Here is a 20025-nt window from a genome sequence, read left to right as displayed (position 1 = left end):
ATCCATTTGCTAACCTGTAGTCACTATGATAATCAATCCTTTGGTTATAATCAAATTCGCTCCTTGTCAAGGCTGTCAGCCGCTGTTTGAGACAGCAAATAAAACCCCAGAAAGGCAAACATCATGGCAGCGATCGCCTTGACCACTTTCACGGGGATCAATGTGGCAATCCCACTGCCCAAAAGCACACCGAAAAACGTTGTACACACCAAGCCAGAGGCCACGCCTAGAAAGACAGCGGTAGCGGAGCGGGCATTACTCCCTAAAGTAATCGCCACCAGTTGACTCTTGTCCCCCAGTTCTGACAAGAACACAATCGCAAAACTCACGGCGAAGGATTGCCAGTCCATCCAATTTCTCCAAAGATGTTGCTGCTATAGGGCAGATTAACGGTATGGGCAGTTGCGGTCAACGATCGCTAGTGGCGCAGGGTGGCAGGATCAGCTTAAAACAAGTTACGATTCTTAACATCAATTCTGCTTATAGCCCTGTTCTAAATGGCGGAGGTGCTCATGTTGAATACCACTACTGACGGATCGAGCGCGATCCCACCGGACACCACCTCCTTGAGCAGTCTGGCACAGGCTTGGGCAAAGCGCTATATTACCAACCTCAACACCACCGCCCTTGCGGAGGATGATCCAGCGGTGGTTGCCCCTCGGCTCTTGGCCGAATTGCGGAATGCCAGTGTCAAGGCTTGGCAGCGCACTGAAGGCTTTTTGGCCGCAGAGATGATTCGCCATGGCATCCCAGCGGAACTGGTGGATCCTTGGAGCATCTCCAAAGACATCCATGACATTTATCAGCGCACCCTCAAACTCTACGAAGCCGGCAAGGGCACCCAGCAAATGACCGCCAAGCTGGCTAGTGCCATCAGTGAGATTCGCCGCCGCTATACTGCCGTCGATCCGCGGGTGATTGGCTTTGTCAGTATGCAGTTTCACCACACGGGGGTATTACTGCTAGAAGTGGCACCAACGAGCCAACGTCCGATCCTCAGTAGCTTCTTCAAAGTCATTGATGATCACCTCTACATGCCCTTGCACCGTGCCTATAACGCAGCAGCCAACTACGACTACAATGATCCGGCCTTGGCTTTAGTGCGCCATCTGTTGCCCCAGAGCACGGCGATCGCCACCGCTATTTGTGATCGTGTTGCCGAACTCAACCCCCAGCACCGCTGTTTTAGTGGCCCTTTGACCCAAGCCAGTGTGCGTGTTTCCAGTATTCGCGATGTCGAGATGTTCCAAATCTACCTCTGGGTATGTCTTTTGGAGCAAAGCCTTGAGGCGCTGCAACGAGAACTCTTTCCTCTGTGTTTGATGCTTTATCCTTCGCTGAATGTGATATGGGAGCTAGTGTTTCAAATGGTGCACCTTTTGGGTAAGGAAATACAAACCCGTGCCGCTGGCTATGATACAAGTGTTTTTACCCCCTACTATCTATCTCTCCGAGAAATGTTTGATCCCAAGATTTTTCAAGGACTCCTATGATTCCCAATTTGCAGCAGGTTTCTCTCTCCCCCATTGCCATTGCGGGGTCTGGTCTGTGGGCGATCGCCCTGTACTGGGGCTTTTATCCCACGGGGCAAGCCTTAATACAGCGTTTAGTGACGTGGCTAGGGGGTGAAGCAAACCAAAGTGCCGAATTCTGGGCAGGGATGGTGGGGCTAGTTCCCTTTATTCTGGTGGGGACGGGTTGCTTTATCCTCTGTAGTTTGGGCTTGGGACAAAGTTGGGCCTTGAGTTTAGGCCTGATGGCAACCATCGGTGGGGCAATCTACGAACTTGGCCGGCGGGATGGCCAACAATCCTAGGTTGGGTTGCGGGGGAGAATCCGCTAACATTTAGTTAATCTTTTGATTGCTCTCTAGTGTTTCCTGTCCAGGAAGCGCCATTCATTGCCCTTGAGAATACTCACTGGTGATTCAATGAAAGCGTCTGCGGATGCCAGTTCTACCCAAGAAACGACACCGCCGCTCAGTTTGCTCCTGTTTGTTGCCAATCGTCCGGGCGATGAAGAGGAAACCGCTGCTATTCAAGCCCACATTCAGCAACTACCCTCGAACTTTGGCTTTGAGTTAAAAGTGGTGCCCATAGGTGAGCAGCCCTATCTCCTAGAGGAGTACAAGCTGGTTGCCACGCCTGCCTTGATTAAAGTCCGTCCTGAACCGCGTCAAACCCTCGCTGGTCGTAAGCTGCTGCAAAAAGTAGACTATTGGTGGCCGCGCTGGCAGCGGGAAGTGGCTCTCGGCCTACAGGCAGATATGCAAAAGTCGGCAGCGGAGCAGTCCGATTGCTCGATGGAACTCAGCCGCCTGAAGGATGAGCTGTTTCAACTGCGCCAAGAGCGCGATCGCCTTGCCGAACAACTGCAATTCAAAGATCGGATTATTGGCTTGCTGGCCCATGAGTTGCGTAACCCCCTCACTGCTGTTGGCATTGCCCTTGAAACCCTCGAAGCCAACCTTCAGGAAGAGAGCACTCAGCAACTCCATATTGAGGACATCCAACGCCTGTTTCACCATGCCCGCAGTCAAACCCAGATGATGGGACAACTGATTACGGATTTACTCTTAGCGGCGCGCGGACCCCAAGATAAGCTGCAAATTATGGCACGGCAACTGGATCTGCGACAACTGTGCCAAGAAACGGTTGAGGATGTGCGCCTCAATTTTGAACGTAAAAAGCAGCACTTTACCACCGACATTCCTTTGGATTTACCCTTGGTTTATGGCGATGGCGATCGCATTCGTCAGGTACTGGTCAACCTGCTGGACAATGCCTGTAAATACACTCCTGAAGGGGGCAAAATCCACCTGAGCGCCTTTCACCGCATGACTCAAAAAGTACAAGTTACCGTCTGTGACACTGGCCCCGGTATTCCCATTGAGCAGCAGGAAAAAATTTTTGGCGAGACGGTTCGCCTCGATCGCGATCGCACCATTGAAGGCTATGGCATTGGCCTTGCCCTTTGCCGCCAAATTATTCGTATGCACTACGGCCAGATTTGGGTGGACTCCCAACCGGGAAAAGGCAGTTGCTTTCACTTCACACTGCCCGTTTATAGCTAGCGCTGCCCTTCCTTGACCATGCGGGCGATCGTTTCAGCGCGCAGATAGGGATCAGGCCCAAGGGGCAAAATTTCGTAGAACTCATTATCCGGCAAGCGCATCAGTTGGAGCGACTCCTGCTCGCGATAGATCACATAGACTCCCGGTGGCCATGTTTTGGCACTGCGCACTGGCACTGGAATTTCCCGGCGTTCTTCCCCCGCACAGACCAGACGAACCACCCGTGTATTTGGACGATAAACCACCTTATCCTCACGGGTGCGCCGGAACAAAAAGCGATCCAAAACCTTGGGTAGAATCTCTGTTTCTGTGCCCCCCAATTGCAAATTCAAGTCCAGCAATTTATCTTCAAGGGTCAGTTGAATGATGTGCGGTTCTGGGATTAGAGGCTGTGACTGAATCTCAGTGGTCTCTTGGGGGGCTGCTGCTGCGGGTTTCACCTTCTGGACAATTTGGCTGAGGTACTCCAGATCCACCGTGGTGATTTTCTTAAAGGTGACAAACCAAGAGAGGAAACTGATGGCCACCCCTGGTTCCAGCGTTTTAATCAACGCTGCTAAATCCAACTCATCGAGACGAATCGCCTTGAGGGCAGCCTCAGTTTGACCCAAGACAACGGCTTGATCCCCTGCACTTAAGTGCTTGAGACTGCCGTAGAGCAATCCCAAATCAATGGTTTCTTGACAGCCTTGGGTGGAAATGCGATAGGTGATGTCGTAGAGCCAATCCAGTGTCACCAAGTCATGGTTGAGCATCCAGAGGGCAAAGTTAAAGGCCGTTTGGGGAAAAGCAGCTTGGGCAATGCTTTTGACAATGACTTGGGCGCGATCGCGCTGCAGCAAAGCGAGCAAGGCCGTCTGTTTCTCTGCCTTGGTGGTCAGGTCATGGTAGCCAAGGAGTGCTTGAAACAATTCTTGATCACTGGGCAGTAAGCGAAGAGCCGCTGGCAGAGTCATAAGTTGAGTGTTGCCAATTTGTGTAATGGATTGATCCCCACCTCACCATCAATGATCACCCTGAAGAATCAGGAACAGGATGCGAGCCTTTACTTCCACTATAGAGGGTGGCTAGAGGATTTATCCGCTTCCGCCACCTTGGCTTCCAATTTGCGAACCCGTTTGAGGAGATCGGGCAATTGCTTGACTGCGGCTGAAACCTTTAGGTAGAGCGTCTGATCCATCGCCGGAATGCCGCCCATGCGACTATCTGGGGGGACAGAGCTACTGATGCCGGATTTAGCGGAGACAATGGTGCGATCGCCAATGGTCAAATGACCCGCTGCCCCCACCTGTCCCGCCAGAACGACATGATTACCAATGTGGGTCGAACCCGCTAAGCCCACTTGAGCACAGAGAATCGCGTTTTCACCGATGGTACAGTTGTGAGCCACCATCGTCAGGTTGTCAATCTTCGTGCCATTCGCCACAGTGGTCTCCCCAAGGGTGGCGCGATCAATCGTTGTGCCGGCACCAATTTCGACATCATTGCCAATCACCACGGTGCCCACTTGCGGAATTTTATAGTGGCGACCATCGGGCAGAGGCACATAGCCAAAGCCATCACCGCCGAGGACAACACTATTTTGCAGAATGACGCGATCGCCCAATTGTACCCGCTCCCGCAGGGCACAGTGGCTATAGATACGGCAATCGGCGCCAACCACCACATCGTCGTAGAGTGTGCAATGACTATCAATTACTGTGCGATCGCCAATGCGCACGCGATCGCCAATCACGGTATAGGCACCAATCGTCACATCCGCTCCCAACACCACATCGGCGCCCAGAATTGCCGTCGGGTGAATTTTGGCGGAGGGTTTGGGTTGCGGATAAAACCATTCAATACATTTGGCAAAGGCAAGGTAGGGATGGGGCACCCGCAGCAGGGGACAGGCTGCCTCCCCTTGAAAATCGGGACGGACAAACACAGCAGCCGCTGCCGTGGTCTGCAATAGAGCGGTGTACTTCGGATTGGCCAAAAAAGAGATATCCGTGGCTGTTGCTGTTTCTAAGGGGGCTACCCCCAACACGGGGCGATCGCCCTGCTCTGGACAATCAAGGGTTGCCCCAAACCGTTCGGCCACCTCTGCCAACCGCATCTTGCCGTCCTCATCATCAAACTTGAGTTTTAGCTCAGTCTATCAGGTCTCGTTTGCGAAACCGATCAAGAACTTAGCGAAATCGTTCATGCTGAACATTTTATCCTTTGCACGGGTGATATTCATTGAGTGGCAACTTTGTCAATGTGTTTGTTATATTTTTTAACACGTATGCCCGATAACATGGAGTAAGGAGTACATTCTATGGAGCAACGCTTCCCCGAACTGAATGTTGACCTCAGCTTTGAACAGGAGTTTCAAATGCGGGTGATGGAGGAGCAAGTGAGTGCCATGAGCCTTCAGGAAGCGCGTGAGCTACTGTTGCAAGCCTCTCGCCTATTGATGATGAAAGACAACGTCATTCGCTCCTTGGTCAAACGCGCTGCCTAGGTCACACAGGTGTGGGACGGACCTCTTTCTCCACCTTGCTTCCGCCGTCGAATCAAGTAGGGGATAGTGGCCTACCACGCACGGGGCTGAAACTGCGGGTCGTTGAGAATCGTCACCCCATCCCCCGACTGCGCCAACACAAACAAACCTTGCCGATAAGCGTAGCGAGCCACCTCGGGCGGCACAATCATCCCTGCCACGGCACCCAAGAGTTTGGTGCCACGATACTGGTGAGCTAGACGGCGAAATTTCGCAATCCGCTCTAAATGTTCATCAACATCTCCTTGGCTAAGTTTTGTTTTCACTTCGATGAGAACGGCTTCATCGGTGTTAACGACCAACAGATCAATTTCTAAACTCTCGTTGCCGTCTTGAAGAATCACATCACTGTAGAGTTGAGAAACAGCAATTCCCCGACTCTGAAATAAGCGCAACACGGCTGGGCGGACTTGCCACTCCACAAACTCCCCAAGGCGATTGCCCAGTTTGCCAATTTGTTGGTTGAGCTGCCGTGCTTCTTCTCGGAGCAATCGTTCGGTTTCTTGAAAACGCCGGTCAGTCTCTTGGAACCGCCGATCTGTTTCTTGAAACCGTTGAGCCGTTTCCTGAAATCGCTGTTCAAGATCCTGAAAACGCCGATCTGTTTCTTGAAATTGTCGCTCGGTTTCCTGAAATCGGCGTTCTGTTTCCTTTTGAGCCGCCAGTAGCTCTGCCAATAATCGCCAAACATCTTCAGGGGTGTATACCTGTGTCATTCTGGATTGATAATTGCCAAAAAACTGGTGCGTACGCCTTACCATCATAACTTAGGAAACAATACAGAAGCTTGGTAGCTTCAACGCTTCAGTACGAGGGAAAAAACCCAAAAAGGACTTTAGTTCCAGAGGATATAATAAGAATGAGGGCTGACCTTGGTGAAAAAAAATAAGCGGTTAGAAGAAGCCTACTGTAAAAATTATTTGCGATCGCTCCTAAGAGGTATTGATATATGACTCGTCCACTGCTGCTGAGCGTGGTGTTGCTGGGGATATGTTATCCCTTGGCCACGTTGGCGACTCCCCTGCCCCCGATCTTGAATCCCATTTCCCCGACCACCGGCTTTGAATCCTCGGAAATGAACCGCCTTTGGCAAAATCACTGGCGTTCTAAAGACCGCCGTGAGGCCAGTACGATGCTGCAACCATCTGCTGACAAGGTGCTACAAATTGAAGTGGATGGCCAACTGCTGACGCCCAGCCAAGCTCAACAACTGCTACTGCGCCAAGAATAATCCTGCGGGACTTAAACTATTAGCGGGAACATTTCACGTACTCGCTATGCCCCTAACCCGTCGTCAAACCCTCGGCCTCCTCGTCGGCAGTGCCGCTACACTCTGGTTGCGATCGCGCCCAGCCGTGGCTGAAGGTGAGCCGTCAGAAATTTATACGCTGCCGCCTTTGCCCTACGGCTACGATGCTCTAGAGCCAGTGATTGATGCGGAGACGATGCAGCTACACCATGACAAACACCATGCGGCCTATGTGAAGACGCTGAACAAGGCACTGACGCCCTACCGGCAATGGCAGGGGCTACCCATTGAGGATTTACTGCGCCACATTCGCCAACTACCCACCGCCATCCAACAAACCGTGCGCAACCACGGCGGCGGCCATGCCAACCATTCCCTCTTTTGGCAAAGTATGGCACCGAATGGGGGCGGTGAACCCACGGGGGAGTTGGCCACAGCAATTGCAACCACCTTTGGCTCGTTCTCAGCGTTTCAAACCCAGTTTCAGCAGGCAGGTCTGAAGCACTTTGGCAGTGGCTGGGTCTGGCTTGTGCTGACGCCCCAAGGAAATCTGGCCATTACCACCACACTGAACCAAGATTCGCCGCTGATGCAAGGGCAAGTGCCGATCTTGGGCAATGATTTGTGGGAGCATGCCTACTACCTGACCTATCGCAACCGTCGCGATCAGTACCTAGAGGCTTGGTGGCAGGTGGTTAATTGGCCTTGGCTGAGCGATCGCTACGCCCAGATGCGCGCTCTTTTGACTTAGTAAGCAAGGCCTGCTCATGGCGATCGTAGGCATCAATAATTCGCTCGACAAGGGGATGGCGAATCACATCCCCCTTGGTTAGATAACAAAACGCGATCCCTTCGACATCTTTGAGAATTTTCGTGGCCACACTGAGGCCGGAGGTTTGATGTTCTGGTAGATCGGTTTGTGTCAAGTCCCCCGTCACCACCAAGCAGGAGTTAAAACCAATGCGGGTCAACACCATTTTCATTTGGGCAGGGGTAGTGTTCTGGGCCTCATCGAGGATGACAAAGGCATTATTGAGGGTACGCCCTCGCATATAGGCCAAGGGAGCCACTTCAATCACCCCCCGCTCCATCAGGTTACTAATTTTCTCCGGCTCCACTAGTTCGTAAAGAGCATCGTAGAGGGGACGCAAATAGGGATCAATTTTTTGCTGTAAATCTCCCGGCAAAAAGCCGAGCCGCTCCCCTGCTTCCACCGCAGGCCGTGTCAAAATCAACCGCTCATAAGTACCCGACAGTAGCGCTTGGACGGCTAGAACGGTGGCCAAGAAGGTTTTGCCGGTGCCCGCTGGCCCAATGCCAAAGGTGAGTGTGTGGCTGCGAATGGCTTGAATGTACTGGCGCTGGCGAAAGGTTTTGGCACGAATAATGTCGCCACGACGGGTGCGAGCCAGAATATCCTGTTGCAGCTCTTGGAGGGCTTCCCGCTGCTGGGTGTCGTAGGCATGGCGGACGGTGAGAATATCTACCCCAGACACAGGACGCCCCTCGCGCCAGAGGGTACCGAGGTCTTGAATCAGTTGTTGGCAGAGTTGGATTTGAGCAGGGGTACCAGTGATGTAGAGATCCCGCCCCCTTAAAACAAGGGTCGCCCCTGTTTGGGCGGCAAAGATGCGCAGGTTGGCTTCTTGCTCACCGACAAGGGCGATCGCACTCTCAGTGCTGTGGAGGTCAATCGTGAGGCTTTCCCTCGTGGTCATACCCAAGGCTTAGCGATTGCGCTTGCGGGCGGCCTCCTGTTTGCGTTTGCGGCGCAGGCTGGGTTTCTCGTAACGTTCACGCCGTTTGACTTCCGAAAGAATGCCCGCTTTTTGGATTTTTTTCTTGAATCGCCGTAGAGCGGACTCAATGGATTCGTTTTCACCTAAACGCACTTCAGACACGCGCTAACTTTGCCTCCTTGATGATGGATAAGAACGACGACGGGATCGTCGGGGGCGATCGCTCCCTTGATGATCTATTTTAGGTGTACTTTTGGCATCGTCATAGACATCTAAGTAAACCTGCTGACCGGCGGCTTGGGCAGCAGCCTGTAAAACCGCTCGAATGGCATGGAGATTGCGACCGCCACGGCCATAGACCCGTCCCTTATCCTCGCCAGCAAAGGCAAGGCGTACCCAGATGCGAGAATTGGCAGGGGAAAATTCCGCATGCAGCCGTAGGGCTTCTGGTGCTTCCATAAAGGGTTCCAGCAGGAAGCGAATCAAGGCAGCGTAATTGGGGGCAGCCGACTCAGTCATTGCCTATTTTTTGGCAGTTTCAGGGAGAAGATTCGCTTTGACAAACAGCCGCCGCACGGTATCTGTGGGTTGTGCGCCCTGCGCCAAACGCCGCTTGATAGCCTCTTCCTTAAGGCGCACTTCATCACGGATCGGATCGTAGAAGCCCAATTCTTCGAGGGCACGCCCATCGCGGCGATCCGTATTATTCATGGCCACAATCCGATAGGTGGCGTTCCGTTTTTTGCCGTAGCGTTTGAGACGCAGTTTAATCATGTCAGCCTATGGAGATAAAAGGGGCAGATTTTTATCGACAATTTTCTAGTATAACGGACATCCCAAATCGGGTAAAGTAGATTGCGGTTCGAGTTGAGCACTGCCGATGACAAAGACAGCATGGTTATTTCCCGGCCAAGGGTCGCAACATCCAGAAATGATGGCGGATTTGCTAACGGCCTATCCCCCAGCCGAGGAGCGGTGCGCACAGGCAGCGGCTATTTTGGGGTGGTCGGTCATTGAGTGCTGTGCAGGGCGTGTCGGCAATTTAGATCAAACCCTCTATACCCAGCCGAGTTTGTTTCTGGTGGAGAGCTTGCTTGTGGATGCCCTCAAGGAACGGGGGGCAAAAGCGGACTTTGTTGCGGGGCATAGTCTCGGCGAATATGTTGCCCTCTATGCGGCGGAGGTTTTTGACTTTACAACAGGACTGAAGTTAGTGCAGCGGCGAGCCGAACTGATGAATGCCGCCGGGGGGGGCAAGATGGTGGCCTTGATTGGCTTTGACCGCGAGCAGTTGCAAGAGGCGATCGCCAGCACAGCCAATGTGGTTCTGGCCAATGATAACCATCCGGGGCAGGTGGTGATTTCGGGGCTGTCGGCAGCGGTGGACGCGGTGCTAGGCAAAATTAAGGTGAAGCGAGCGGTTCCCTTGAATGTGAGTGGAGCTTTTCATTCCCCGTTTATGGCGGAGGCCGCAGCCACGTTTGCCACGCTGCTGGAGGAGTACACCTTCCACGAGGCGATCTTTCCCGTTTTGAACAATGTCGAACCTGAACCGACAACAGATGCAGCGGTGATCAAGGCACGCTTGCGATCGCAGATGACCGGCTCTGTGCGGTGGGTGGACACCTGTCATGCCCTTGCGGCAGCGGGGGTGACCCAAGCCTTTGAAATTGGTCCCGGCAACGTATTGGCAGGCTTGGTTAAACGCACGACCCCAGAGATCACCGTTACCAGCATTGCCACGATCGCTAGTTTGGAGAGCCTTGGGTGAGTCGCGATCGCGAGCCGCTGATCAGCTTGCTCCTCTACCATCTTTTCAAATGGTCAGTGGTGAGTCCACTCCTGCACACCTACTTTCGCGGGCGCATCTATGGTGCCCATCAGGTACCGCTGCGAGGGCCACTGGTGGTGGTAGCCAATCATGCCAGCTACTTTGATCCGCCCCTGATTTCTAACTGTGTGCGCCGACCGGTGGCTTGGATGGCCAAGGAGGAATTATTCCAGATTCCCATTTTTCGGACATTGATTCGGTGGTATGGTGCCTATCCTGTGAAGCGGGGAGCCGGCGATCGCCGCGCATTGCAGGCCGCCCTCAAAGCTCTAGAACAGGGTTGGGCAGTGGGGGTCTTTTTGGAGGGCACGCGCACGAAAGATGGGCGCATCTATGATCCGAAATTGGGGGCAGCACTCATTGCCGCCAAAGCTCAGGCGCCTCTATTGCCCGTCTGCCTTTGGGGAACCCAAGAGATTCTCAAAAAAGGTGGATTCCCCCGACCGGTTCCGATTACGGTGCGCATTGGTGCCCCCATTCCCCCCCCGGCTTCGGGCGATCGCCCTGCCCTAGAAGCAGTCACACAGCACTGCTGCGAAGTGATCCACCGTCTCCATGACTTGGGTCGCTAGAGCAGACCATCCTTAGCGGCCATCAATTTCAGGAGATCCACCACACGGCAGGAATAGCCCCACTCATTGTCGTACCAAGCCACCACCTTAAAGAAATTGGCATTGAGTTGGATCCCGGCTGTGGCATCAAAGATACTGGAGCGGCCATCACCGATAAAATCACTGGAGACAACCGCCTCTTCGGTATAGCCAAGAATGCCCTTGAGGTCCCCCTCGGCCGCTGCCTTCATTGCCGCACAAATCTCGTCATAGCTCGTGGCCTTCTCGGTTTTGAAAGTTAAATCCACCACCGACACATCGGGCGTAGGAACGCGAAAGGCCATCCCCGTCAACTTGCCCTTGAGTTCGGGCAACACCAGTGTCACCGCTTTAGCAGCGCCGGTAGAGGCGGGAATAATATTTTGGCCAGCCCCGCGGCCGCCGCGCCAATCCTTCTTACTAGGACCATCCACCGTCGGTTGGGTTGCGGTGACAGAGTGCACCGTGGTCATCAAGCCCTCAGCTAGCCCAAAGGTTTGATGTAGGATCTTCGCCACCGGTGCCAAGCAATTTGTCGTGCAACTGGCATTAGAGACAATCACATCCACCGCTGGATCAAAGGCCGCATCATTAACACCGACGACAATTGTTTTCACCTTGTCGGCATCCTTGGTGGGGGCTGAAATCACCACTCGTTTCGCACCGGCCTGAAGATGCTGAGAGGCGCCATCATAGCCGGTAAATAGACCGGTGGATTCAACAATGTAGTCGGCGCCAACCGATCCCCAAGGCAGTTCTGCGGGATTGCGAATGGCCGTACAGGGAATGAACTTACCATCAATTTCAATGCCCTCTGCCGTGGCCTTGACGGTTCCCGGATAGATGCCGTGGGTGGAATCGTACTTAAAGAGGTAGGCAAGGTTATCCGCAGGCACGAGATCGTTAATGCCGACAAACTGAATATTGTCGCAGGCGAGACCCGCCCGTAGCACCAAGCGGCCAATGCGGCCAAAGCCATTAATACCGACTTTCAAGGTCATGAAAACTCTCCCAAGGCAATCAACTAATAACGGGGTAGGGTTGGATCCACTGCCGCAGCATAGGCATCAATACCACCGACAATGTTTTTCACATTACGGAATCCCTGCTGAATCAACCAGTGACCCATTTGCGCCGATCGCACACCGTGGTGGCAGAGTACCAAGGTTTCCCGATCTGGATCAAAGAGCTGGCAAATTTGGGGCGACCATTGGGGAAACGCACTCAGGGGCAAAAGGGTGAAATGGGGGAGGTGAACAATCGCCCACTCCTCTGGTTCCCGCACATCAATGAGTTGCAAGGTATCCGCCTCTGTGGCTAGGCGTTGCGCCAATTCCACCACTGTGATTTGTCCTAGCATGGCTTCCCCTTGATTCTAGGGGGATAGATCGGGGATCGTACTAAAGTCATCCTTAAGATTTACCTGCCGGCGGTAGGCTTTGGTAGGCCACCTCGATCGCCGTCGGTTGATGAGCCACTTGGGGCACATCTAGTACTGCCGTATTCACCAAGTTAAAGAGGGGATTGGCCAAGATACCCGCCAAGGAGGTGGCAATCACCGTCATCACTAGACCCACCTGCAACGGACGCATGCCAAAGCTTGACCAAGAAACCTCGGGATAATTTTGCACAGCTAGGGACATTTCTTGGGGTTCCTTGACCACCATCATCTTGACAACACGAATGTAGTAGTAAATCGAGATCACACTCGTTAATAGACCCAGCAGCACCAGACCATAGGCACCGGCTTGCCAACCCGCCCAGAAGAGGTAAATTTTGCCAAAAAAGCCGGCCAAGGGAGGAATCCCGCCCAAGGAAAGCAGACAGAGGCTCAGGCCGAGGGTCAGCAATGGGTCTTTTTGATAGAGGCCGGCATACTCACTAATTTGATCGGTACCCGTGCGCAGGGAGAAGAGAATCACACAGGTAAAAGCGCCAAGGTTCATGAAGAGGTACACCAGCAGGTAAAAGAGCATACTGGCATAACCTGCCTCAGTGCCAACGACAAAACCAATCATCACAAACCCCGCCTGGCCAATGGAGGAGTAGGCCAGCATCCGCTTCATGCTGGTTTGGGCAAGGGCAACCACGTTGCCAAGAATCATGCTCAGGATCGCCAACACCGTAAAGATCAGTTGCCACTGATCGGTGACACTGGGGAAGGCCAAGGTCAAAAAGCGAATGGCAAGGGCAAAACCAGCGGCTTTGGAGCCAACGGAGAGAAAGGCAACCACAGGCGTAGGGGCACCCTCATAAACATCGGGCGTCCATTGGTGAAAGGGCACCGCCGAAATTTTGAAACTAATGCCAGCAATAACAAACACTAAGGCTACGACTAGACCCAAGGATTCCGCAGAGAGAGCTTGGGCAATTTCTGGTAATTGGGTGTGCCCACCGGAGAGGCCATACAACAGTGACGATCCATAGAGGAAAATGGCAGAACTGGCCGCACCAATCAGGAGATATTTCAAGGCGGCTTCGTTGGAGCGGCTATCGCGCTTGGTGTAGCCGGTGAGCAGATAGGAGGCAATACTCAGGGTCTCTAGCGCCACAAAGATAAACACCAGTTCTTGGGCACCGGCAATGAACATGCCACCCACCGTGGCGGTCAAGAGGATGGTCATAAATTCGCCGAGGGAACTGCCGGTTTGCTCAACATAGCGAATGGACATGAGAATCGTGCCCAAGGCTGAAAGGGCAATCAGTCCCCGGAAGAAGAGGCTGAGGTGATCAGAAATAAAGCTGCCAAAGAAACTGACGGTGTCGGGCTGAGTCCACAGGGGAATCATCGTGGCGATCGCTCCCCCTAAACCGACAATGGCAAAGTAGGGGGTCCAGCGATCCGCTTGGCGTCCCTGAATCAAATCTGCTAGGAGGACAACAAGCAGCGTCACAATCACGATGGTTTCCGGCAAAATGGTGCCTGCATTCAGCTGTCCGGCCAGTGTCACCAAATCCATAACTCTTTACGCGCCTTGATGGAATCCCCCATATCTTATCACCCAGATTTTCATTTCATTGTTTGCCCGCGATCGCCTTCTGCTTATGAGTAGGATTAGTTTTTACCAATCTCGGCACTGGCAGAGGTGGTATTTTGATTTTGGGTCAGAGCAATAGCCGCAAAGAGCCGCGATCACCATCCAACTCTGCTGCGACTCCCACAGGTAAGGCAGCGTTCACCCCCTCATGACCAAAGGGCAAGTCACTGACAATGGGAAGCCCCAAATCCGCCAAGCGATCGCCCAAAACCTCAATCACGCGAAAATTGGGTTGGGTGGTGGGATCCTCACAGCGACTAAAACGACCGAGGGCAATCCCCTGAATCTGATGCAACACACCACTGCGGCGCCACTGCGTCAACATGCGGTCAATGCGATAGGGGGCTTCACCCACATCCTCTAGAGCCAAGATCACATTCTCAAAAGAAGGACAATCAGGCGTCCCCAGTAAATGAGTCGCGACTGTTAAATTCCCCACCAAAAGACGACCCTGCACCACACCGCCCCCCCAACCCGTTCCCAAGAGCGGCTCTAGGGGTTTGCCCCGCACCAGATCAAAAAGCCGCTGCTGACTCCAAAGGGGTTCTGCCGCCAGCGTGGTGAGTACTGGGCCATGGACACCGGCCACCCCTTGGTTAGCATAGCTCCACAGCAAAGCCGTAATATCCGAAAAACCAATCAGCCATTTCGGCGATACCGCTGGCCACTGCCACTGCTCCAACAGACGAGTCGCTCCAAATCCGCCCCGCCCGCAGAGAATACCCTTAATAGAATCATCTTGCAATAAGTGCCGCATGCGATCGCGCCGCTGTTGATCGGCACCCGCAAGGTAGCCCCAGCCGGCAAAGGCCGCCTCATCGACAATCACCTCATAGCCCTGAGCTTGCCAACAGGCCACTCCCTGCCAAAAAGGTTCCCTTTGGCGGAGGACACCACTGGGAAAGGCGACGGCAAGGCGATCGCCCGGCTGAAGCGGCGGCGGTAATGTTGCAAAGACGGTCACGTTAGAAAAAATTAGAATTGCGGTAAAACTGCAAGCGCCCCGTGCCGATATTTTGACCTATGGCGCGATCTCCCCCCCGAGGAAAGGCTGTCACAGCAAAAAGATACGTCCCATCCCATTGGGGATTGCGCACAGGAGCAACCTCAACCCGCAGGTACCACCCCGGTGGCACAGGGGGATCAAAGGTCACTGTGAGCAGCGCTGAATGGCCATCAAAGGTCACCTTGCCCAAGGGAATCGGCTGGCGGGAGCGATCGCCGATAAAAGCACGGGTACGTTGGGGCAAAAAGTAAATCGTCTCAATGCCGGGCAGTTGTTGAATGTCAAGCCGGGCAAGGGGTTCGCCTGCGGTGGTCGGTATCTGCACAATGAAGTTGTAGGTGGTATTCGTTAGCCACACTTGAGGATAGCGGGTATTGGCTTCAACAAAAATGGGTGGCTGATCAAAGGCCACCTGACCATCGGGAAACTCAACCCCTAGGCTCTGAGGGGGCAAAGCAGCTATGCCAACAAGGGCGATCGCGAAGGGTCGTCGCATCCCTTATTTACCCCGCGAGGGGGGTTCTGTGCCGTGGGCGATCGCGCTACTACAGACCCAGTTTTCCGGCAGGCCGGGATAACCGCGCCGCAGCGCCTCTGGACAAATGGTGTAAATCGTCAGTTGGCAATCAATCAATTGCAGACCATACTTCTCCGTCTGCTTCAGAGCCTGCTTGAGAATCGTATCATTGTCGAACTCCATTGTGCGGTTGCATTGCACGCACACCATGTGGTGATGGTGGTGCGGAGACATTGTATTGAGTTCGTAGTGCTTGTGTCCCTCGGCCAGTTCCAACTCCCGCAGAATACCCATCCGGGACATCAACTTCACAGTGCGATAAACGGTGGATAAACTAATGGAGTGTCCCTGTTTACGCAACTCATGGTGCAGGTCTTCAGCACTCAGGTGGTTGCCCTTAGGCAGATTCTGGAAAATATTGAGAATGGTTTCTCGCTGTGGCGTCAACCGCCAGCCCTTCTCGTTCAGTTCTGCCTTTAAGGCTGCTGCTGTATAAAGTGGCATAGGAGATTCGCCTGATCTGCCGATATTTGGTTTGCATGATAGCCGACAACAAGTGTCATTTGCAACAATCCCAGCTTATTGAGAATAATTACAATAGCTTTACTGAACTTTCTGCAAATGAGTTGCAACGCCCAAGCACAACCCAAGCAATCATCAATGGGTTCAATGGCGCAGAACCCAGTTCAAAAACCAATCCTTAATTTGTTTGCCGCTGCGGCTTGGGTCGCTGGAACTTCGACATCGGGGTAAAGTCTTCGACGGGCACATCCTTGAGTGCCTGACTCATGAAATCCCGCCAAATGGGTGCCATAAAGCCACCCCCCGTTGCCCCCTGCCCGAGGGGCGCATAGTTGTCATTCCCTGCCCAAACCGCGGCTGAGAGTTGCGGCACATAACCGACAAACCAAATATCCCGCTCAGAAGAGGTGGTGCCTGTTTTCCCTGCGGCGGGTCGGCCAATGTTGGCACCTGTGCCTGTCCCACTGGTGATCACACTTTTCATCGTGTCATTGATGGCTGCGGCCGCCCAAGGATCCAGCACCAGTTTGGGGCGAGGGGTGTGATCCAAAAGCAAATTGCCATTATTATCCGTAACTTGAATAATCGTCGTGGTGGGGGATTGCCAGCCATTGTTGGCGAATGTGGCATAGGCAGCGGCCATTTCCAAGGGCGTCAGATCCACAGCCCCCAGAGGTAGAGAAACCACAGGAAGCATGGGACTGGTAATGCCAAGGGTACGGCAAATTTCAATGACGCGCTCAATGCCCACCTCTTGGCCAAGAACAATCGCAGGAATATTGCGGGACGTGGCCAAAGCCATACGCATAGACATCCCACCCATAAAGGAGCCATCGTAATTTCGCGGCACATACCACCCACTGCCATCGCGATACCTAACGGGTGAGTCGTTAATTCCAGAATCGGGCGTATATTTGCCACTGGCATAGGCAGCATAAAAGACAAAGGGCTTAAAGGCAGACCCCGGCTGACGCATCGCTTGGGTGGCGCGATTAAACTGACTGCGGTTGTAGTCCACACCGCCGACAAGGGCTTTGACATAGTGCGTTCGTGGATCTACCGCCGCCAAAGCCAACTGATCGGCGCGCACACCACTGCCCCGTAGGGTTTGATAGCCGCGTTGGATTGCCTCTTCGGCCATTTTTTGCACCTTGACATCAAGGCTACTTTGTACCCGCATTCCCCCACGGATGACCGCTTCACGACCAAATTGGCGGGTCAACTCCTGCAACACAGCATCGGTAATCCAAGGACTGCGACTGCGCTGGAAGGAGGTAATTTCCCCCAGCTTGATCGGTTCTTGGGCAGCGGCAGCCGCCTCTTGGGGGGTGATCCAATCCAATTCCACCATCCGATCCAGCACCAATTGCTGCCGTTCTTTGGCGAGGTCAAAATCCACAAAGGGGCTATAGGCCTCGGGCGCTTGAATAATGCCAGCCATCATGGCGGCTTCGGCAAGCGTGAGATCAGCGGCATTTTTTTTGAAGTAGCTTTGGGCGGCGGTTTGTACGCCGTAAGTGTTATGTCCCCAATAGACTTGATTGAGGTACATCTCCAAAATTTCATCTTTGCTGAAGATCTGCTCGAGGCGCATGGCCAGGACAGCCTCAGCCACTTTACGACTAATGGAGCGATCTTGAGACAAAAAGAGATTTTTCACCAATTGCATCGTCAGGGTAGAGCCACCCTGTACGGTACGCCCCGAGGTGAGGTTGACCATTAAGGCACGGGAAATACCAATGGGATTAATACCGCGATGCTGATAGAAGCTACTGTCTTCGATCGCCATCACAGCCAGCTTCAAATTGGGCGAAATTTCGCTGAGGGGAACGACTTCACGGTTTTCTTCATCGTGAAGGCTGACAAGGAGGGTGCCCTTAGCATCGTAAATGTGTGTCGTTTCACTGGGAATGTAGCCCCGCAGCGATCGCACATCCGGCAAATTCCGAAAGCTAATTGCCAAGCCCAGCAGCCCCCCGCCGATTGCCGCACAACCAAAGGTCATCCCGACAAGGAAGGTACGGTTAGCAATTCGCAGTACCCCACGCCAGAAGTTTTCATCTTGGGGGCGGGTTTGGGAGGGGTGTTTGCCAAGGGTAGTGGTGGACACGACAGTCGCTTCCTGACGCCAATTATTTTTTGCTTCGTATATGATTTTTTTATTGGGATAAAAGTAAGGGATGGCAAGATTGCCGCGCGATCGCAATTGATTGCTATCATAGCCATCCTAGACCAGAAAATGTCCTCGCCCAAATCAATGCCCAATCCAATGCCCAATCAAGTGATGTCTTCAGACCTTGAGGCCACAATTGCACGGCTGCAGCGCGGTGTTGTCGAAACGTTTCCCCATGTCCCTGATTCCACCAAACCCGAAGAAAATCTCTGGGCCTATTTGCGGCAAACGGAGCGCCCGCTGCGAATTAAGTTTGGCATTGATCCCACCGGCAGCGAAATTCACCTCGGTCATAGCATTGTCCTGCGCAAGTTACGCCAGTTTCAGGATGCGGGGCACTGTGCCGTACTGATTATTGGTGACTTTACGGCTCAAATTGGCGATCCCACAGGGAAGTCGGAGGTGCGCAAACAACTCACCCCTGAGGAGGTGGCAACCAATGTGCAAACCTACCTTGAGCAAGTGAAGCCCATTTTGGATTTTGAGACCCCCGGTCGCTTAGAAATTCGCTACAACTCGGAGTGGCTCGCCAAGCTGGACTTGCGGAAAATTCTCGAGCTACTGGGAACGATGACTGTTGGCCAAATGCTGGCCAAGGAGGGGTTTGCCGAACGCTACGCCAAGGAAACGCCCATTTTTCTCCATGAGTTTCTCTATCCATTGATGCAGGGCTATGATTCAGTGGCGGTGGCGGCAGATGTGGAACTGGGGGGTACCGATCAAAAATTTAACATTGCTGTGGGTCGCGATTTACAGCGCCATTTTCGCTTGCCCACCGTGCAATTTGGTCTGCTGATGCCGATTTTGGTGGGGACGGACGGAGTACAGAAAATGTCGAAGTCCCTTGGCAACTATGTGGCGCTTACGGAGTCGGCAGCCAGTATGTACTCCAAGCTGGAGAAAATTCCCGATGCCTTGGTGAACCAATACATTGAGTTGCTCACGGATTTGCCCTTGGACAGTTTACCCACCAATCCCCGCGATCGCCAGAAGGCCTTGGCCCTAGAAGTCGTGAGTCAGTACCATGGGCGCGATCTCGCCCTGCAAACCCAAGCGGAACTAGCCGCGATCGTCACCCAAGGACAAACGGCACAGGCAGGATCCATTCCAGAGTATTCCCTTGGGGAGTTTCAGTTCCCTGTGAAGCTGACCTATGTACTCAGTCACACCAAGCTCTGCCCCAGTAGCAGCGAAGCGCGGCGACAGATCCAAGGGGGTGGGGTGCGTCTCAACGGCGAAAAAATTACGGATGTGGACTTTACCCTCACGGCACCGGAACCCTATGTGAACCAAGTGCTGCAAGTGGGTAAGAAAAAATTCCTGCGCTTTGTACCTTAGGTGGCGGTTGGCATTCTCTGCGAGAATGAAGACGAGGTAGTGCAGAGAATGTGTAGGATGAGCGAGCAGGAATTTCAAGCCAAGGTACTCAGCGAGTTGCAGACGCTGCGTGTAGATGTGGAGAAACTCGGCACCGATGTTGAAAAACTACAAACGGATGTCGAAAAGCTCCAAACTGATGTGCACAAACTGCAAGGGGATGTGAGTGAGTTAGCCACTCAGGTGAAAAATCAAGAGTACAAGTTTGAAGTTTATCAACGGGGAACCGATGCCATGGTGCGGATGGCAACAACGATTATTATTGTTATTATTGCGGCGGCATCCATTGTTGTTCTGGCGAGTCTTTCTCCGGCAATTACTACCCTTGTGAGCGCGATCGCCCACCAAGGGAATTAACTACAACGATGACCCTAGGGCTGGTT

At 53.3% G+C, this 20025-nt stretch carries 25 protein-coding genes; 10 read left to right on the top strand and 15 right to left on the bottom strand.

What is annotated here, in order from left to right; all coding sequences use genetic code 11:
- Positions 1-50 precede the first annotated feature (50 nt).
- On the bottom strand, positions 51-350 hold the full coding sequence (locus RHJ31_RS05610) for a TMEM165/GDT1 family protein (RefSeq protein WP_286627074.1): 300 nt from the start codon (positions 348-350) through the stop codon (positions 51-53).
- A 162-nt stretch (positions 351-512) separates the two neighbouring features.
- On the opposite strand from RHJ31_RS05610, the gene RHJ31_RS05605 reads away from it, so the two are divergent.
- The 3 genes from RHJ31_RS05605 to RHJ31_RS05595 all read left to right on the top strand — a co-directional run bounded on the left by RHJ31_RS05605 (position 513) and on the right by RHJ31_RS05595 (position 3073).
- A complete protein-coding gene (locus tag RHJ31_RS05605; protein ID WP_302677665.1) occupies positions 513-1493 on the top strand; it encodes a hypothetical protein in 981 nt (326 codons plus the stop codon).
- Positions 1490-1816 (top strand): hypothetical protein, encoded by a 327-nt coding sequence (locus RHJ31_RS05600; RefSeq protein WP_149819160.1) that lies wholly within the window; start codon positions 1490-1492, stop codon positions 1814-1816. Before RHJ31_RS05605 ends, RHJ31_RS05600 begins: the two co-directional genes overlap by 4 nt.
- A 114-nt stretch (positions 1817-1930) precedes the next feature.
- A complete protein-coding gene (locus tag RHJ31_RS05595; RefSeq protein WP_302677664.1) occupies positions 1931-3073 on the top strand; it encodes a histidine kinase in 1143 nt (380 codons plus the stop codon).
- Here the strand turns inward: RHJ31_RS05595 and RHJ31_RS05590 are convergent.
- Both RHJ31_RS05590 and lpxD read right to left on the bottom strand, forming a co-directional pair.
- Positions 3070-4029 carry a hypothetical protein gene (locus RHJ31_RS05590; RefSeq protein ID WP_302677663.1) on the bottom strand — a complete coding sequence of 320 codons (960 nt, stop codon included), beginning with the start codon at positions 4027-4029 and terminating at the stop codon, positions 3070-3072. The genes RHJ31_RS05595 and RHJ31_RS05590 overlap by 4 nt on opposite strands.
- 98 nt (positions 4030-4127) lie before the next feature.
- A complete protein-coding gene (gene lpxD, locus RHJ31_RS05585) occupies positions 4128-5171 on the bottom strand; it encodes a UDP-3-O-(3-hydroxymyristoyl)glucosamine N-acyltransferase (protein ID WP_302677662.1) in 1044 nt (347 codons plus the stop codon).
- A gap of 204 nt (positions 5172-5375) precedes the next feature.
- On the opposite strand from lpxD, the gene RHJ31_RS05580 reads away from it, so the two are divergent.
- Positions 5376-5561 (top strand): NblA/ycf18 family protein, encoded by a 186-nt coding sequence (locus RHJ31_RS05580; protein WP_024125509.1) that lies wholly within the window; start codon positions 5376-5378, stop codon positions 5559-5561.
- Positions 5562-5632: 71 nt separating this feature from the next.
- On the opposite strand, the gene RHJ31_RS05575 is transcribed toward RHJ31_RS05580, so the two are convergent.
- Positions 5633-6316, bottom strand: a complete 684-nt coding sequence (locus tag RHJ31_RS05575; RefSeq protein WP_302677661.1) for a hypothetical protein — start codon at positions 6314-6316, stop codon at positions 5633-5635.
- 233 nt (positions 6317-6549) lie between these two features.
- Here RHJ31_RS05575 and RHJ31_RS05570 point away from each other — a divergent pair, with 233 nt between their 5' ends.
- Both RHJ31_RS05570 and RHJ31_RS05565 read left to right on the top strand, forming a co-directional pair.
- Positions 6550-6831: a hypothetical protein gene (locus RHJ31_RS05570; protein ID WP_302677660.1), complete on the top strand. Its 282-nt coding sequence runs from the start codon at positions 6550-6552 to the stop codon at positions 6829-6831.
- A gap of 46 nt (positions 6832-6877) precedes the next feature.
- Positions 6878-7600 (top strand): superoxide dismutase, encoded by a 723-nt coding sequence (locus RHJ31_RS05565; RefSeq protein ID WP_302677659.1) that lies wholly within the window; start codon positions 6878-6880, stop codon positions 7598-7600.
- Here the strand turns inward: RHJ31_RS05565 and RHJ31_RS05560 are convergent.
- From RHJ31_RS05560 to rpsP, 4 genes are read right to left on the bottom strand one after another with little or no spacing between them, the layout of a single operon-like run.
- Entirely contained in the window at positions 7545-8567 is a 1023-nt protein-coding gene (locus tag RHJ31_RS05560) for a PhoH family protein (RefSeq protein ID WP_149819174.1), read from the bottom strand. The two genes, RHJ31_RS05565 and RHJ31_RS05560, sit on opposite strands and share 56 nt — an antisense overlap.
- Before the next feature lie 9 nt (positions 8568-8576).
- Positions 8577-8750, bottom strand: coding sequence for a 30S ribosomal protein S21 (rpsU, locus tag RHJ31_RS05555; RefSeq protein ID WP_015126245.1), 174 nt, complete (start codon positions 8748-8750; stop codon positions 8577-8579).
- 3 nt (positions 8751-8753) lie between these two features.
- Positions 8754-9107 (bottom strand): KH domain-containing protein, encoded by a 354-nt coding sequence (locus RHJ31_RS05550; RefSeq protein WP_302677657.1) that lies wholly within the window; start codon positions 9105-9107, stop codon positions 8754-8756.
- 3 nt (positions 9108-9110) lie between these two features.
- Entirely contained in the window at positions 9111-9362 is a 252-nt protein-coding gene (gene rpsP, locus RHJ31_RS05545; RefSeq protein WP_149819178.1) for a 30S ribosomal protein S16, read from the bottom strand.
- A 106-nt stretch (positions 9363-9468) separates the two neighbouring features.
- Between rpsP and fabD the strand changes: the two genes are divergently transcribed.
- On the top strand, positions 9469-10359 hold the full coding sequence (gene fabD, locus RHJ31_RS05540) for an ACP S-malonyltransferase (RefSeq protein WP_302677656.1): 891 nt from the start codon (positions 9469-9471) through the stop codon (positions 10357-10359).
- On the top strand, positions 10356-10991 hold the full coding sequence (locus tag RHJ31_RS05535) for a 1-acyl-sn-glycerol-3-phosphate acyltransferase (protein WP_149819182.1): 636 nt from the start codon (positions 10356-10358) through the stop codon (positions 10989-10991). The genes fabD and RHJ31_RS05535 overlap by 4 nt, the downstream gene beginning before the upstream one ends.
- Here the strand turns inward: RHJ31_RS05535 and gap are convergent.
- The 7 genes from gap to RHJ31_RS05500 form a co-directional block, all read right to left on the bottom strand.
- A complete protein-coding gene (gene gap, locus RHJ31_RS05530) occupies positions 10988-12010 on the bottom strand; it encodes a type I glyceraldehyde-3-phosphate dehydrogenase (RefSeq protein ID WP_302677655.1) in 1023 nt (340 codons plus the stop codon). The two genes, RHJ31_RS05535 and gap, sit on opposite strands and share 4 nt — an antisense overlap.
- Positions 12011-12033: 23 nt before the next feature.
- Positions 12034-12369, bottom strand: coding sequence for a rhodanese-like domain-containing protein (locus RHJ31_RS05525; RefSeq protein ID WP_206200088.1), 336 nt, complete (start codon positions 12367-12369; stop codon positions 12034-12036).
- A 52-nt stretch (positions 12370-12421) separates the two neighbouring features.
- A complete protein-coding gene (locus RHJ31_RS05520; RefSeq protein WP_302677654.1) occupies positions 12422-13969 on the bottom strand; it encodes an NAD(P)H-quinone oxidoreductase subunit N in 1548 nt (515 codons plus the stop codon).
- A 145-nt stretch (positions 13970-14114) separates the two neighbouring features.
- Complete coding sequence (locus RHJ31_RS05515) at positions 14115-15011, bottom strand: LD-carboxypeptidase (protein ID WP_302677653.1); 897 nt, start codon at positions 15009-15011, stop codon at positions 14115-14117.
- A 1-nt stretch (position 15012) separates the two neighbouring features.
- Entirely contained in the window at positions 15013-15549 is a 537-nt protein-coding gene (locus tag RHJ31_RS05510; RefSeq protein WP_302677652.1) for a DUF2808 domain-containing protein, read from the bottom strand.
- Positions 15550-15552: 3 nt separating this feature from the next.
- Positions 15553-16074, bottom strand: coding sequence for a transcriptional repressor (locus tag RHJ31_RS05505; RefSeq protein WP_190278270.1), 522 nt, complete (start codon positions 16072-16074; stop codon positions 15553-15555).
- A 196-nt stretch (positions 16075-16270) separates the two neighbouring features.
- Positions 16271-18202 carry a transglycosylase domain-containing protein gene (locus RHJ31_RS05500; RefSeq protein WP_399375689.1) on the bottom strand — a complete coding sequence of 644 codons (1932 nt, stop codon included), beginning with the start codon at positions 18200-18202 and terminating at the stop codon, positions 16271-16273.
- Between the two features lie 174 nt (positions 18203-18376).
- Here RHJ31_RS05500 and tyrS point away from each other — a divergent pair, with 174 nt between their 5' ends.
- A complete protein-coding gene (gene tyrS, locus RHJ31_RS05495) occupies positions 18377-19603 on the top strand; it encodes a tyrosine--tRNA ligase (protein WP_302677794.1) in 1227 nt (408 codons plus the stop codon).
- A 57-nt stretch (positions 19604-19660) separates the two neighbouring features.
- A complete protein-coding gene (locus tag RHJ31_RS05490; protein WP_302677650.1) occupies positions 19661-19999 on the top strand; it encodes a hypothetical protein in 339 nt (112 codons plus the stop codon).
- Positions 20000-20025 lie beyond the last annotated feature (26 nt).

The sequence above is a fragment of the Thermosynechococcus sp. JY1331 genome (assembly GCF_031583475.1).
Lineage (GTDB): Bacteria > Cyanobacteriota > Cyanobacteriia > Thermosynechococcales > Thermosynechococcaceae > Thermosynechococcus.
Note: the sequence above shows the minus strand (reverse complement) of the source record. Positions and strands in the feature narration are given on the sequence as shown.

Coding starts and splice junctions, on each gene's coding strand:
- RHJ31_RS05510 (WP_302677652.1), bottom strand. CDS start 15,549: ATGCGACGACCCTTCGCGATCGCCCTTGTTGGCATAGCTGCTTTGCCC.
- RHJ31_RS05575 (WP_302677661.1), bottom strand. CDS start 6,316: ATGACACAGGTATACACCCCTGAAGATGTTTGGCGATTATTGGCAGAG.
- RHJ31_RS05590 (WP_302677663.1), bottom strand. CDS start 4,029: ATGACTCTGCCAGCGGCTCTTCGCTTACTGCCCAGTGATCAAGAATTG.
- RHJ31_RS05600 (WP_149819160.1), top strand. CDS start 1,490: ATGATTCCCAATTTGCAGCAGGTTTCTCTCTCCCCCATTGCCATTGCG.
- RHJ31_RS05570 (WP_302677660.1), top strand. CDS start 6,550: ATGACTCGTCCACTGCTGCTGAGCGTGGTGTTGCTGGGGATATGTTAT.
- RHJ31_RS05525 (WP_206200088.1), bottom strand. CDS start 12,369: ATGCTAGGACAAATCACAGTGGTGGAATTGGCGCAACGCCTAGCCACA.
- RHJ31_RS05565 (WP_302677659.1), top strand. CDS start 6,878: ATGCCCCTAACCCGTCGTCAAACCCTCGGCCTCCTCGTCGGCAGTGCC.
- RHJ31_RS05505 (WP_190278270.1), bottom strand. CDS start 16,074: ATGCCACTTTATACAGCAGCAGCCTTAAAGGCAGAACTGAACGAGAAG.
- RHJ31_RS05520 (WP_302677654.1), bottom strand. CDS start 13,969: ATGGATTTGGTGACACTGGCCGGACAGCTGAATGCAGGCACCATTTTG.
- RHJ31_RS05580 (WP_024125509.1), top strand. CDS start 5,376: ATGGAGCAACGCTTCCCCGAACTGAATGTTGACCTCAGCTTTGAACAG.
- lpxD (WP_302677662.1), bottom strand. CDS start 5,171: ATGCGGTTGGCAGAGGTGGCCGAACGGTTTGGGGCAACCCTTGATTGT.
- RHJ31_RS05560 (WP_149819174.1), bottom strand. CDS start 8,567: ATGACCACGAGGGAAAGCCTCACGATTGACCTCCACAGCACTGAGAGT.
- fabD (WP_302677656.1), top strand. CDS start 9,469: ATGACAAAGACAGCATGGTTATTTCCCGGCCAAGGGTCGCAACATCCA.
- rpsP (WP_149819178.1), bottom strand. CDS start 9,362: ATGATTAAACTGCGTCTCAAACGCTACGGCAAAAAACGGAACGCCACC.
- RHJ31_RS05610 (WP_286627074.1), bottom strand. CDS start 350: ATGGACTGGCAATCCTTCGCCGTGAGTTTTGCGATTGTGTTCTTGTCA.
- RHJ31_RS05490 (WP_302677650.1), top strand. CDS start 19,661: ATGAGCGAGCAGGAATTTCAAGCCAAGGTACTCAGCGAGTTGCAGACG.
- RHJ31_RS05605 (WP_302677665.1), top strand. CDS start 513: ATGTTGAATACCACTACTGACGGATCGAGCGCGATCCCACCGGACACC.
- tyrS (WP_302677794.1), top strand. CDS start 18,377: ATGTCTTCAGACCTTGAGGCCACAATTGCACGGCTGCAGCGCGGTGTT.
- RHJ31_RS05550 (WP_302677657.1), bottom strand. CDS start 9,107: ATGACTGAGTCGGCTGCCCCCAATTACGCTGCCTTGATTCGCTTCCTG.
- RHJ31_RS05595 (WP_302677664.1), top strand. CDS start 1,931: ATGAAAGCGTCTGCGGATGCCAGTTCTACCCAAGAAACGACACCGCCG.
- gap (WP_302677655.1), bottom strand. CDS start 12,010: ATGACCTTGAAAGTCGGTATTAATGGCTTTGGCCGCATTGGCCGCTTG.